Origin of the sequence: Borborobacter arsenicus (genome assembly GCF_003934165.1) — a bacterium.
Taxonomy (GTDB): domain Bacteria; phylum Pseudomonadota; class Alphaproteobacteria; order Rhizobiales; family Rhizobiaceae; genus Pseudaminobacter; species Pseudaminobacter arsenicus.
Genome location: NZ_RKST01000011.1, coordinates 16,874 through 29,765 on the forward strand (window position 1 = coordinate 16,874; position 12,892 = coordinate 29,765).

The 12,892-nt window shown below is 62.5% G+C and carries 11 protein-coding genes; 2 read left to right on the forward strand and 9 right to left on the reverse strand.

What is annotated here, in order from left to right; translation table 11 throughout:
• The first annotated feature begins 7 nt into the window (after positions 1 to 7).
• Complete coding sequence (locus EET67_RS14905) at positions 8 to 949, forward strand: alpha/beta hydrolase (protein ID WP_128626989.1); 942 nt, start codon at positions 8 to 10, stop codon at positions 947 to 949.
• Positions 950 to 1,336: 387 nt separating this feature from the next.
• Here the strand turns inward: EET67_RS14905 and EET67_RS14910 are convergent, their stop codons facing one another.
• The 9 genes from EET67_RS14910 to puuE all read right to left on the reverse strand — a co-directional run bounded on the left by EET67_RS14910 (position 1,337) and on the right by puuE (position 12,316).
• On the reverse strand, positions 1,337 to 3,004 hold the full coding sequence (locus tag EET67_RS14910; RefSeq protein WP_128626990.1) for an ABC transporter ATP-binding protein: 1,668 nt from the start codon (positions 3,002 to 3,004) through the stop codon (positions 1,337 to 1,339).
• A complete protein-coding gene (locus EET67_RS14915) occupies positions 2,997 to 3,827 on the reverse strand; it encodes an ABC transporter permease (protein WP_128626991.1) in 831 nt (276 codons plus the stop codon). The genes EET67_RS14910 and EET67_RS14915 overlap by 8 nt, the downstream gene beginning before the upstream one ends.
• A gap of 9 nt (positions 3,828 to 3,836) precedes the next feature.
• Complete coding sequence (locus EET67_RS14920; RefSeq protein ID WP_128626992.1) at positions 3,837 to 4,796, reverse strand: ABC transporter permease; 960 nt, start codon at positions 4,794 to 4,796, stop codon at positions 3,837 to 3,839.
• Between the two features lie 15 nt (positions 4,797 to 4,811).
• Positions 4,812 to 6,401, reverse strand: coding sequence for an ABC transporter substrate-binding protein (locus tag EET67_RS14925; RefSeq protein ID WP_128626993.1), 1,590 nt, complete (start codon positions 6,399 to 6,401; stop codon positions 4,812 to 4,814).
• Between the two features lie 376 nt (positions 6,402 to 6,777).
• Positions 6,778 to 8,784: a CocE/NonD family hydrolase gene (locus EET67_RS14930; RefSeq protein WP_128626994.1), complete on the reverse strand. Its 2,007-nt coding sequence runs from the start codon at positions 8,782 to 8,784 to the stop codon at positions 6,778 to 6,780.
• 152 nt (positions 8,785 to 8,936) lie between these two features.
• Complete coding sequence (locus EET67_RS14935; protein WP_128626995.1) at positions 8,937 to 9,530, reverse strand: nucleoside deaminase; 594 nt, start codon at positions 9,528 to 9,530, stop codon at positions 8,937 to 8,939.
• A complete protein-coding gene (locus EET67_RS14940; RefSeq protein ID WP_128626996.1) occupies positions 9,527 to 10,039 on the reverse strand; it encodes an ureidoglycolate lyase in 513 nt (170 codons plus the stop codon). The genes EET67_RS14935 and EET67_RS14940 overlap by 4 nt, the downstream gene beginning before the upstream one ends.
• Positions 10,040 to 10,043: 4 nt before the next feature.
• On the reverse strand, positions 10,044 to 10,868 hold the full coding sequence (locus EET67_RS14945) for a bifunctional allantoicase/(S)-ureidoglycine aminohydrolase (RefSeq protein ID WP_128626997.1): 825 nt from the start codon (positions 10,866 to 10,868) through the stop codon (positions 10,044 to 10,046).
• A gap of 14 nt (positions 10,869 to 10,882) precedes the next feature.
• Positions 10,883 to 12,316 (reverse strand): allantoinase PuuE, encoded by a 1,434-nt coding sequence (gene puuE / locus EET67_RS14950; protein WP_128626998.1) that lies wholly within the window; start codon positions 12,314 to 12,316, stop codon positions 10,883 to 10,885.
• Between the two features lie 210 nt (positions 12,317 to 12,526).
• Here puuE and uraH point away from each other — a divergent pair, with 210 nt between their 5' ends.
• Positions 12,527 to 12,892, forward strand: a complete 366-nt coding sequence (gene uraH / locus EET67_RS14955; protein ID WP_128626999.1) for a hydroxyisourate hydrolase — start codon at positions 12,527 to 12,529, stop codon at positions 12,890 to 12,892.

The following is a 12,892-nucleotide window of genomic DNA, read 5'->3' on the forward strand; positions in this document are numbered from 1 at the left end:
GGCCCCGATGACCGACTATAGGAAACTGATCGATGCCGAGACCTGGGCCTTCATCGAAAGGACCGACAGCTATTATCCGCCCGATACGATCGACGACACGATTGCCCAGCAGCGCGAGATCTATGACCGGATGTGCCGCGAATTCTTCGCAGGCTATCCGCAAGGCGTGACTGCCAAGACGACGGCGATAGAACCCGGCGACCACGCCATTGCGATCCGCACCTATCGGGCGGAAGAGAAGCCGGCGGAGGCAGTAGTGCTCTATTTTCATGGCGGCGGGTTCATTCTCGGCGGCCTCGACAGCCATGACGATGTCTGCGCCGAACTGTGTACCCGCACCGGATATGAGGTGGTTTCGGTCGACTACCGCCTTGCGCCGGAACATCTGCATCCGGCGGCATTCGACGATGCGTTGGCGGCGTTCGAATGGGCTGCGGGCCGCTACGAGCAGCCCATCCTGCTGTGCGGGGACAGCGCGGGCGGCAATCTGGCGGCTGCCGTGTCCCATGCCACGCGCGGGCACAAGCGCCATCCCGCGGGGCAGGTGCTGATCTATCCCGGCCTCGGCGGCGACCAGTCGAAAGGCTCTTATGTGACCCATGCAGAAGCGCCGATGCTGACCCTGCGCGACCTTGAATTCTCCAAGGATATCCGCACCGGCGGCGCCGATGTCTCCGGCGACATCACCTATATGCCGCTGAAGGATGCGGATTTCGCCAATCTGCCGCCGACCGTGATTATCACCGCGCAATGCGACCCGCTGTCGAGCGACGGCGAAGCCTATGGCGCGAGGGTGCTTGCCGCCGGCGGCAAGGCCTGGTGGTTCGAGGAGCCGGGCCTTGTCCATGGCTATCTGCGCGCCCGCCATAGCGTTGGCCGTGCCCGCGCCAGCTTCTCGCGGATTGTCGATGCCGTGGCCGCGCTGGGACGCGGCGAGTGGCCTTGGTGAGGTAGGTCGGGCGCTGTTATCTGCCCCTTTGATGCAGGGCAATCGCATATGACAGGACCGACCCCCTCTCCGTCTCGGCTTTGCCTCGACACCTCTCCCCAGAGGGGCGAGGAACCCAGGTCCTGAAAGGTCTTAGCCACAGTTTTCCGTTGCCACGCCCGCAAATGCGTCTGGTGGTCTTTGCCCCGCCCCTCTCCACCTCGCTCCGCCCCTCTCCGCCTCGCTGCGCTCGGCACCTCTCCCCAGAGGAGCGAGGAACCCAGGTTCTGCGAGGGTGGCGGTGGCTGTCGCCAAAGTCGCGGAATGGATTCTCGGGTCAAGCCCGAAGATGACGAAGGGTGTGTCCGTCGCGCGCCCAAGTCGCTCTGCCGCGCGAAATTATCGGTCTCAGTTTCCTGCGCTTTCCATGCGCCGACCCTTGATGGCCTTCTCCAGCCAGCCAATCTCCATTTCCGGGACGGAGGACAGGAGCAGGTCGGTATAGGCGTCGAAGGGCGGCGTCAGCACTTCGCTCTTCGGCCCGTAACGCACCACCTCGCCGCGATACATCACCGCGATGGAATCGGCGATGGCCTTCACGGTGGCAAGGTCGTGGGTGATGAAGAGATAGGCGACCTGTTCTTCCTTCTGCAGTTCCAACAGGAGTTGCAGGATGCCGTGGGCGACCAGCGGATCGAGCGCACTGGTGACTTCGTCGCAGATGATCAGCTTGGGCTTGGCCGCAAGCGAGCGGGCGATGCAGACGCGCTGTTTCTGGCCGCCGGAAAGCTCTGCCGGGTAGCGGTCGGCAAAGCCCTTGCCCATCTCGATCTTGTCGAGCAGTTCGGCCACCCGCGCGTCGCGCTCGCGCCCGCGCAGGCCGAAATAAAACTCCAGCGGTCGCCCGATGATGGAGCCGACGGTCTGGCGCGGGTTCATGGCGACGTCCGCCATCTGGTAGATCATCTGCAACTGGCGCAAATCTTCCTTCGGCCGGTCGGCAAGCCGGTTGGCCAATGGTCGCCCATCGAAGGTGACGCTGCCTTCCTGCGGCGGCAAAAGCCCGGTGACGGCGCGTGCCAGCGTCGATTTGCCTGAGCCGGATTCGCCGACTACGGCCAGCGTCTGGCCAGGGAAGATGTCGACCGAAATATTCTTCAGCACCTTGATGTGCCCGCCGCCATAGGCCGCGGTAACGTTCTGGACTGACAGGAACGGCGTGCGGCCGGGCTTCTTTTCTTCATGGTTGATTTCATGCACGGAGACCAGCGCGTTGGTGTATTCCTGCCGCGGCTCCTTGATGATCTGGCGCGTGCCGCCCCATTCGACCAGCCTTCCGTGGCGCAGCACCATGATCTCGTCGGACACCTGGGCGACGACGGCAAGATCGTGGGTGATATAAAGGGCGGCGACGCCGGTTTCGCGGATGGCGACCTTGATTGCCGCCAGTACATCGATCTGCGTGGTCACATCGAGCGCCGTGGTCGGCTCGTCGAAGACGATCAGGTCGGGCTCCGAGCACAGCGCCATCGCCGTCATCACGCGCTGCAATTGACCACCGGAAACCTGGTGTGGAAAGCGCTCGCCGATATGTTCCGGGTCCGGCAGGCTCAGCGCCTTGAACAGCTTTATCGCGCGTTTCTCAGCCTCTGCGCGCGTGGCCCTGCCATGCAACAGTGTTGCCTCGACCACCTGATCCATCAGGCGGTGCGCGGGGTTGAAGGCGGCCGCCGCCGACTGCGCGACATAGCAGACTTCGTGGCCGCGCAGCTTGCGCAAACCCTGTTTGCCGCCCTTCAATATGTCGCGGCCATTCAAGATGACCTCGCCGCCGGTAATGCGCACGCCACCGCGCCCATAGCCCATCGAGGACAGGCCGATGGTCGACTTGCCGGCGCCGGATTCGCCGATCAGGCCAAGCACCTTGCCTTTTTCCAGCGTCAGCGAGACGTCGTGGACGATGACGATATTCTGCGGTGGCTCGCCCGGCGGATATGCGGTCGCTTCGATGCGCAGATTGCGGATGTCGAGCAGGGGGCCGGCTTTCCGGTTTCCAGCAGCCTTTTTATCAGCCATTGCCACGTCCTCCCTTGAGGTCGGAAGTGCGGTTGAGCACCCAGTCTGCAACCAGATTGACTGAAATGGCCAGCATCGCGATTGCAGCCGCCGGGATGAGGGCTGCCCCTATCCCAAAGACGATGCCGTCCTTGTTTTCCTTGACCATGCCGCCCCAGTCGGCGTCCGGCGGCTGTACGCCAAGCCCGAGGAAGGACAGCGCCGACAGGAACAGGATGGCGTAGATGAAGCGCAGGCCGAGTTCGGAGATCAGCGGTGACAGCGCGTTGGGCAGGATTTCGCGGAAGATGATCCAGCGCATGCCTTCGCCGCGCAGCTTGGCCGCTTCGACGAAATCCATGACCTCGATATCGACCGCAATCGCCCGCGAAAGCCGGTAGACGCGCGTCGAGTCCAGTATACCCATGACCAGGATCAGCGTCACCAGCGTCGACGGCAGCACCGACAGCACCACCAGGGCGAAGATCAGCGTCGGGATGGCCATCAACAGATCGACGGCGCGCGACATCAGCGTGTCGAACCAGCCGCCGAGCACGGCGGCGCAAAAGCCCAGCGTGGCGCCCAGCGTGAATGACAGAGCGGTGGCCAGCACGGCGATGAAAATGGTGATGCGCGCGCCATAGATCATGCGCGAGAGCAGGTCGCGGCCGAGATTGTCGGTGCCGAGCCAGTATTGCGCCGACATCGGCTCCCAGACATCGCCGACGATCTGGCCATTGCCATAGGGCGCTATCCAGGGGGCAAAGATCGCGGCTATCAGGAACAGCACCGTCAGGATGATGCCGATCAAAGCAGGGATGGGGATGCGTTTCACATTAGCCATGACGCCCCCCTATTTCGGATGCCGGAGGCGCGGATTGGCGATGATCGACGCAACGTCCGCAACGATGTTGAGCGTGATGTAGACGGCGGCGAAAATCAGCCCCACCGCCTGCACGACCGGAACGTCCCGCTTGGCGACATGATCGACCAGATACTGCCCCATGCCGGGATAGACGAAGATGACCTCGACCACGACGACGCCGACGACAAGGTAGGCGAGATTAAGCATCACGACGTTGATGATCGGCGCGACCGCATTGGGAAGCGCGTGCTTGCGGATGATGGAAAACGCCGACAGGCCCTTGAGTTCGGCCGTTTCGACATAGGCCGACTGCATGACGTTGAGGATTGCGGCGCGCGTCATGCGCATCATCTGGGCCAGCACCACCAGGGTAAGTGCGGTGGCCGGCAGGGCGATGGCCTGCAGCCTTTCCAGGAAAGGCATGCCTTCATAGACGGTGGAGATGCCGGGGAAAATCTGCCACTTCACGGCGAAGAAATAGACGAGCAGATAGCCAATGAAGAATTCAGGAAACGAGGTGGAGGCAAGCGCCAGGCCCGAGATCAGCTTGTCGACCCAGCCATTGCGATAGCGCACGGCAAGCAGGCCGAGAAGGATCGCCAGCGGCACGGATACCAGTGCGGCGCAGAAGGCAAGGAACAGTGTGTTCCAGAGGCGACTGCCAATCGAGGTGGCGATATCCTGTCCGCTCGATAGTGCCGTGCCGAGATCGCCGGTCACCACGCCGCCCAGCCAGCGGAAATAGCGGATATAGGCCGGATCGTTCAGCCCAAGTTCGGCGCGCAGATTGGCAAGCGCTGCCGGGGTTGCTGCCTGACCGAGGATGGATTGCGCGACGTCGCCGGGCAGGACCTGAGTGCCAGCGAAAATCAGGGCCGAAACGGCCAGCAGGAGCAGGATGCCCAGCGCAATGCGCTGGGCCACCAGTTTCAGGATGGGTGAAGACATAGGCTCACGGTCGGCCTAAGCTTCCAGCCAGCAGATCGACAATGCGTAGCCGCCGCACATTTCCTGAGCGGGATTGTTGACCCAGCCCTGCACGCCCTTGCCCGAAGCGTCGATATACTGGTTGAAGAACGGAACGATCAGCCCGCCTTCGTCGCGCATCACCATGGCGATGTCGCGATACATTGCCTTGCGCTTGTCCTGATCGAGTTCGCCGCGCGCGGCAAGCACCATCTTGTCGAAATCCGGGCGCAGGAAGCGCGTGTCGTTCCAGTCGGCACCGGAAACATAGGCCGTGGAATACATCTGGTCCTGCGTCGCCCGCCCACCCCAGTAGGAGAGCGAGAAGGGCTGCTTGTTCCAGACTTCCGACCAGTAGCCGTCACCGGGTTCGCGCTTGATCTCGATGGTGATGCCGGCCTTGGCACAGCTCTGCTGATAGAGTTGGGCCGCATCGACGGCGCCGGGGAAGGCGACATCCGAGGTCCTCAGCAGGATCGAGCCGGAGTGGCCAGACTTCTTGTAGAGTTCGGCCGCCTTTTCGGGGTCGAACTTGCGCTGTTCGATATCGTCGGAAAACAGCGGATAGGCTTCGTTGATGGGGAAGTCATTTCCGACCGAGCCATAGCCGCGCAGGATCTTGTCCAGCAGTTCCTCGCGGTCCATGGCCAGTTTCAACGCCATGCGCAGATCGTTGTTGTCGAAGGGCGCGGTGTCGCAGAACATATTGAAAGGGTAAAATCCCTTGCCGGCCACGTTCTGGATCGTCACACCGGGCACCCGCTTAACGAGATCGACGATCTTCGGCTCGACGCGGTTGATCATGTTGACCTGGCCCCCCTGAAGGGCCGCCGTGCGCGCGGTTGCATCGTTGATGACGACGATCTCTATCTGGTCCGCATGGCCGAGTTTGTCGCCCTGCCAATAGTTGGCGAATTTTTCGCCGCCATAGCGCACACCCGGTTCATCGATGGTCACCTTGTATGGCCCGGCGCTGATGCCGGCATTCGGATTGTCCTTGCCGCCATTGGGCTGGATGACGAGATGGTAGTCCGCCATCAGGTAAGGGAAGTCGGCATTCGGGTCTTTCAGCGTGATGACGACCTCGTCGCCGCTGGCCTTCATCGAATCGATGCCCTGCAGGATGCCGAGGGCGGCCGATTTCGACTTTTCATCGCTGTGGCGCTCAAGCGTTGCGACGACATCTTCCGGCGATACGGTCTTGCCGTCGTGGAATTCGATGCCCTTGCGGATTTTCATGGTCCAGACTTTGGCGTCGTCAGACGAACCGACCTCCTCCGCGATACGGTTTTCGAGGCTGCCATCGGGGTTCAATTCGACCAGCAACTCGCCCCATGCCTTGCCAAAGGAGAAGTTCACCTGACTGAGGTTCAGAGCCGGATCGAGGACGTTGGAGGATTCGCCCCCTTGCAGTCCGGCTTTGAGAACACCGCCCTTTTGCGGGCCAGCGGCGCGGGCCGCGCTGCCGATGAGGGAATTGGCGATGGTGGCGCTGACGCCGAGCGCGGCGGCGCGACCGAGGAAATCACGCCGGCTAAGCTTGCCGACGACTACGTGATGACTCAGGAATTCCAGTTCATTGGACATTTCGAGGTTCCTCACTCTGTTAGGTGACCGTGGTCGGTCTTTTTGTCGTTACCGGGATATTGATCTCAACGCCATGTCCGGCGCAAGGCCGATTGCGACATGCCGTGGCGTAAATGATGCGCCCCACTGGACTAAGGCGGACAGTGCCTGTCGCGCCGATGCGATCTGCCGGTCAGGGCTTCGCAACGGGCTGCAGGGACGGAGCCCGGCAAGGAAAACGATCCGTTCTTGACACTCCCCCGCTCATTGCTTGTGCGGCACGATGCCGCCACTCCCAATGCAGAAGTTTGGCTGGCATCTTCGTTTCCGCACAGATGAGTAGGCGACATGTAGTGTCGCAAACAGGACAGTCCCTTAGAGGAGGGAATCCGAGCTGTCAAATATGATTTCGGGGAATTCTATCCTCAAAATTGCGGGTGAACACAAGATTTTCTCCTTCATAGGCCTCAATCCGGCCCTTCAGATAGAAATTTTTCGCATCCGAATGCATCTCGGAAAAGGTTTCGGTACGCAGCGACCAGTCACCCCGTGACAGGGTTGCGGTCCAGTGCGTGCGGCCTGAGGCCGACAGCGGATCATCGGGATGGATGGTCCACCATTCGCGCGCGATGCCGCCTTCCACGAGGCCGTGATCCTTGTCGCGGAACTGGCCGAAATCATCGACGATGACGAGCGAGACCTCGCCAGTCTTGGCATGACGCTCGACCTTGCGGCTGTTGGAAACTTCCCGCAGCGTCTCGGTCTGCCAGGGTGCTGCAGCTTCGGGGCCGCCAAAGGATACTTCATCGCCGCTGCCGGATGGGCGGACAGGCAGGTCGATGGCGCCTTCATGCAGGGCGAGCATCACGGGCTCGGGGGAGGGCCAGATCAGCGGCCAATAGGTGGAGGAGATTGCCACACGCAGGCGATTGCCGGCAGCAATGCTATAGGCGATGTCGTCCAGCTTGAGGGTGATGTCCATGACCTCGCCAGGAACCAAGCCTTGCGGGAATTCGTGGCTGTCGCGATGGGCAAGGTTGAGCACGCCATAGGTAATGCGTGTGGAAGCGCCGTCGGGCTGCACGTCGCAAAGCCGCACGGTGACCATTGCGTTCCTGCGGTCGGCGGCGAGTTTCAGGCGGATCACCGGCGAACCGACAATGTCGAGCGGGCTTTCCAGCGCGGCGGTGTCGAAGCAGACGGATTTGGCGTCGTCCTCGCGCTGGTCGCCCGGCAGTTCGGGTCCCAGCCAGATGGCGCAATATTCGCCCCCGCTCATGCCGCAATCCTGCGGGGAGGCGACTGCGATGGAAGGGAGCGCACCGGCCGTGTCGGCAAGCATGCCGCCCGCGGCGAGGTGCAGCCGGTGTATCGAGATATTGGCACCGGGCCAGTCAGGTTCGGCGATCCAGCGGCCGGGCCGCTCCTCATACCAGTCGCGCGGCGGCACCGAATCCATCAGATAGAGCCGCATGGCCGGATCGTTCTCGACGCCGGTGTCGATGCCTTTCAGCCAGCAGTCCCACCAGCGCAACGCTTCCTGAAGGAAGCCAATGGCGGGCCGGGGCACGGCGGAATGCGGGTATTTGTGAATCCATGGGCCGACGATGCCCTTGACCGGTGCCTCGATGCCTTTCACGAGACGCGACACGGCGTTCTTGTAGGCATCCCCCCAGCCGCCGATTGCAAGCGTGGCCGCCTTGATGCGCGAAAAATCCTCGCAGATGGAACCGCGCTTCCAATAGGCGTCGCGGGTCTGGTGCCTAAGCCAGACTGCCGGCAGGAAGGGCTCGTTTTCCAGGCGCTCGATCCACATGGCGCGCCATTTCTCGCCGACCAGCGCCGGGTCGGGCGCGCGTGAGGAATAGGACAGCATGGTGGAGCCCCAGCCGAGATTCTCGTTGAGCAGCAGCCCACCCTTGTAGTGGATGTCGTCGGCATAGCGGTCATCGGTGGAGCAGAGCGTGATGATCGCCTTCAATGCCGGTGGCTGCATGGCGGCAACCTGCAGCGAATTGAAACCGCCCCAGGAAATGCCCATCATGCCGACATTGCCGTTGCACCAGGGCTGGCTGGCGGCCCAGGCGATGACATCGCAGGCATCCTGCAATTCCTGCTCGGTATATTCGTCCTCCATCAGGCCTTCGGAGTCGCCATTGCCGCGCATGTCGGTGCGGATGCAGGCATAGCCTTGCCCGGCGAAATAGGGGTGGGTCAGACAATCGCGCGCGGTCGTGCCATCGCGCTTGCGATAGGGCAGATGCTCCAGGATGACCGGCACCGGCTTGTCCGCCGCATCCTGCGGCATCCAGACACGCGCCGACAGCCGGCAGCCATCGGGCATGACGATGCCCATGTCGGGAATCTCGACGACCTCGCGAGGAAATTCGGTGACGGTCTTCATGCGCAATCCTCCTCGGTCGTGATTGAGACATGGGGAGGGGAACAGTGCAAGGCGAGGCAACGCCGCCGAAATTGGTGATTGCCATCGCCCGACGCGATCGGCTGGAAATTTATCGCCTGGCGAGCCGCCGCTGAGGTCGCCTACCCCCTAGCTCAGTTCAACGGAATGTCGTCGTCGGCCTTGCCGTCCTGGTAGTGGCTGGAGAGGTCGTCATAGGTCGCCGAGATTGCCGTAAGGCGGGTTTCCAGGCGCTGGCGCTCGGCCTGCGGCAGGTCACGCAGCAATCCGCGCAGCGAATAGCTTTTCCAATAGGCGTTCTGCGCATTGTAGCCGCCGGGCTCGAGCGTGAAGACTTCTTTCAGGATCTTCAGATCGTGCGGGATGGCGAAGCTGTCGCGCGAATCCTCATGGCTGAACAGATAGTAGAAATTGTCGAAGCCGCTCCAGGTGATAGCCGACAGGCACAGCGAGCAGGGCTCGTGGGTGGCAAGGAAGATGCAGTCGCGCGTGTCGGGCCGGTCGGCTTTCGGCATTTCGTAGAAACACTTCAGGCAATGAACTTCGCCATGCCAGAGTGGGTTTTCGATCTCGTTGTTGGTTTCGGCCAGCACCAGCGACAGGTCGGACTTGCGCAGGATCGCTGCGCCGAACAGCTTGTTGCCCTTGGCCACGCCTTCCTGCGTCTTCGGCACGATATCGCGCTCGATCACATCGAAGAGCCTGTCGATGAGCGCGGCGCTGCTCATGCGCCCGCGCTTTCCGGCAGCCGGATTTCATAGGGATGGGAGAAGTGGAATTCTTCCAGGTTGGAGCCGTCGCCGCCGCGATCCACCACGAGGAAATCCTGGGGGGTGCCGATCGGCGTCAGCACGCCGTGCCAGCGATTTGGCGGATAGTTCACGCCCTGCCCCGGCAGGGTAAGAAAAGCCTGCGGTTCGCCGGGACCGTCATCGGTGTCCGGGCAGACCACCACCAGAAAGGGCGCGGGCGAGAGCGGCATGAAGGCCTGGCTGCCGAGCGGATGGCGCTCGACCATCGACAGTTTCAGCGGGAATGCATAGGGCGTGCCCTTGAACAGGCTGACCAGCACCCGCGCATTGGGGCCGTTTGCCTCGACCCGCGCGAGGTCGTGGTAGCGCTCGCACCGGCCGTCATTGATCGGATAGTGGTGCGCGCCTTCGGTCTCGATCACATCGCCGAAGGGAGCGAAAGCCTCGCGGGTGAGAGGGTGCGCGGTGATGATGCGGTCGGTCATGCGATCAGCGCCTTGGAAGCTTCATGTGGCGGTTGACGTCCTTGTAGAGCAGGTAGCGGAAATTGCCGGGGCCGCCAGCATAGCAGGCCTGCGGGCAGAAGGCGCGCAGCCACATATAGTCGCCGGCCTCGACCTCGACCCAATCCTGGTTGAGCCGGTAGACGGCCTTGCCTTCGAGCACATAGAGGCCGTGTTCCATCACATGGGTTTCGGCAAAAGGGATCACCGCACCCGGCTGCAAGGTGACGATGGTCACATGCATGTCGTGGCGGATGTCGGTGGGATCGACGAAGCGCGTCGTCGCCCATTTGCCCTCCGTGTCGGGCATCGGTGCCGGCTCGATCTCGGCCTCATTGGCAAAGAAAGCTTGCGGAACCTCGATACCGTCGACGAATTCATAGGCCTTGCGAATCCAGTGGAAGCGCGCGGCCCCTGAGCCTTCGTTGCGCACCGTCCAGTTGGACGCGGGCGGGATGAAGGCGAAACCGCCGGGGCGCATCTCGTGCTTCTTGCCGTCGAGCGTGACGGTCAACGCGCCGCCGACCACGAAGAGCGCGCCCTCCGCGCCCGCGTCAAGCTCCGGCCTGTCGCTGCCGCCGCCCGGCTGCACTTCCATGATGTATTGCGAGAAGGTCTCGGCAAAGCCGGACAAGGGCCGCGACAGCACCCATGCGCGCGTCTTGTCCCAGAAGGGCAGCAAGCTGGTGACGATATCCTGCATCGTGCCTCTGGGAATGACAGCATAGGCTTCCGTGAACACGGCGCGGCCGGTCAGCAGCTCTGTTTGCAGCGAATGACCGCCGGTCGGGGCGTAATAATTGCGGGCCATATGCTCTGGTCCTTTTACTCAGGCAAGAGGTCTTTGAGGCGTAGCAGGGCGATACGCTCGACCTGCTTGCAGGCGGTTGCAAATTCGGTGTCACGATCATTGCCGATGCGGGTTTCGAAGGCGGCAAGGATCTCGTCCTTGGTCCTGCCCTTCACCGCCATGATGAAGGGAAAGCCGAAGCGTTCGACATAGGCGGCGTTGAGCTTGGTGAATTTTTCGCGTTCGGCGTCGGTCAGCGCATCGAGGCCGGCCGAGGCCTGCTCGCTGGTCGATTCCGGCGTCAGGCGTTTTGCCGCCGCAAGCCTGCCGGCAAGGTCCGGGTGGGCGGTGAGGACGCCGAGCCGCGCTTCGGCCGAGGCCGAGCGGAAGGCACGGCAGAGCGCGTTGTGCAGGCCGCCGGCGCTGTCATGGGCGGGGCCAAGCTCAAGCTTGAAGGCGCGCTCGGCGATCCAGGGCGAATGTTCGAAGATGCCGCCGAAGGCCTTGACGAATTCGTCCGAAGCCATGCGCGAGGGCCGCAGCGCCGGGGCCTGATAGGGGTGATGCTCCTGCCAGTGGCGGGCAATGTCGATGCGGCGCGGCAGCCAGACCTTGTCGTGGCTCTTTACATAATCGATGAAGCGCTGGAGGGCGGCGGCCCGGCCAGGCCTGCCGATGAGCCGGCAATGCAGGCCGATGGTCATCATCCTGGGCCTGCCTGCCTTGCCTTCGGCATAGAGGGAATCGAACGCGTCCTTCAGATAGGTGTAGAACTGCTCGCCGTTCGAGAAGCCGGCCTGAATTCCAAAGCGCATGTCGTTGGCGTCGAGCGTATAAGGGATGATGAGTTGCGGCGGGATCGCGTTGCCATGGCCGTCATGATCGAGCCAATAGGGCAGATCGTCGTCGTAAGTATCGGAAATGTAGTCAAAGCCGCCGAGTTCGGCCACAAGGCGAACCGTATTGTCCGAAGTGCGGCCAGTGTACCAGCCGCTTGGCCGCGTGCCGGTGACTTCCGCGTGCAGGCGGATTGCGTCCTCGATGTCGCGGCGTTCATCCTCCGGCGAATGGTCGCGATAATCGATCCATTTCAACCCGTGCGAGGCGACTTCCCAGCCGGCTTCCTGCATGGCAGCGACCTGGTCGGGCGAGCGGGCAAGGGCAGTGGCGACGCCATAGACGGTGACGGGGACATTGGCGGCGGTGAACATGCGGTGGAGCCGCCAGAAGCCGGCGCGCGCGCCATATTCGTAGATCGATTCCATGTTCCAGTGCCGGATGCCCTGCCAAGGCACGGCGCCGGTGATTTCGGACAGGAAGGCCTCCGAGGCTTTGTCGCCGTGTAGAATGCAGTTTTCGCCGCCTTCCTCGTAATTGACGACGAATTGCACGGCGACATGAGCGCCGCCTGGCCATTTCGGATCGGGCGGATTTGCGCCATAGCCGCGCATGTCTCTCTTGTATCGCATGGTTACCCCCGGGCGCGGATGCCGATTTTCACGGCGAGAATAGTCGATGTGGCGCGCGATGCATTCCCCTCTTTATTTTTGAAAGTCTTTTTGGGGGCACGGACGCCGCCAGGGGCTTATACAGGATGACTATTTGGCGCAGTATCGGCAGATATGCGACCCCAAGGCATCAAGTGATCGTCGTTGGCCTGGGATGGCGAGGGAGGCGGAATGGTAAACAGCGATGGCGGGCGCCTGACGACCCATGTGCTGGATACGGCTTCGGGCAAGCCCGCGGCCGGCCTGTCGATCTCGCTGTTCAGGCTGGAAGGCGAGGCGCGCACGCATCTGAAGACGGTGACGACCAATGCGGATGGGCGCTGCGACGAGCCGCTGCTGCAGGGCGAGGCGTTCCGGACCGGCGAATATGAACTCGTTTTCGCTGCCGGCGCCTATCTGCGCGCCAGCGGCGCGGCGCTGCCGCAGCCGGCCTTCCTCGACATTGTGCCGATCCGCTTCGGCATGGCCGAAAGGGCGCATTATCACGTGCCGCTGCTGATTTCGCCCTATGGCTATTCGACCTACAGGGGGAGTTGA

Bases quoted from the DNA above. Each gene is read 5' to 3' on its own strand.
- EET67_RS14905 (WP_128626989.1), top strand. From the start codon at position 8: ATGACCGACTATAGGAAACTGATCGATGCCGAGACCTGGGCCTTCATC.
- EET67_RS14910 (WP_128626990.1), bottom strand. From the start codon at position 3,004: ATGGCTGATAAAAAGGCTGCTGGAAACCGGAAAGCCGGCCCCCTGCTC.
- EET67_RS14915 (WP_128626991.1), bottom strand. From the start codon at position 3,827: ATGGCTAATGTGAAACGCATCCCCATCCCTGCTTTGATCGGCATCATC.
- EET67_RS14920 (WP_128626992.1), bottom strand. From the start codon at position 4,796: ATGTCTTCACCCATCCTGAAACTGGTGGCCCAGCGCATTGCGCTGGGC.
- EET67_RS14925 (WP_128626993.1), bottom strand. From the start codon at position 6,401: ATGTCCAATGAACTGGAATTCCTGAGTCATCACGTAGTCGTCGGCAAG.
- EET67_RS14930 (WP_128626994.1), bottom strand. From the start codon at position 8,784: ATGAAGACCGTCACCGAATTTCCTCGCGAGGTCGTCGAGATTCCCGAC.
- EET67_RS14935 (WP_128626995.1), bottom strand. From the start codon at position 9,530: ATGAGCAGCGCCGCGCTCATCGACAGGCTCTTCGATGTGATCGAGCGC.
- EET67_RS14940 (WP_128626996.1), bottom strand. From the start codon at position 10,039: ATGACCGACCGCATCATCACCGCGCACCCTCTCACCCGCGAGGCTTTC.
- EET67_RS14945 (WP_128626997.1), bottom strand. From the start codon at position 10,868: ATGGCCCGCAATTATTACGCCCCGACCGGCGGTCATTCGCTGCAAACA.
- puuE (WP_128626998.1), bottom strand. From the start codon at position 12,316: ATGCGATACAAGAGAGACATGCGCGGCTATGGCGCAAATCCGCCCGAT.
- uraH (WP_128626999.1), top strand. From the start codon at position 12,527: ATGGTAAACAGCGATGGCGGGCGCCTGACGACCCATGTGCTGGATACG.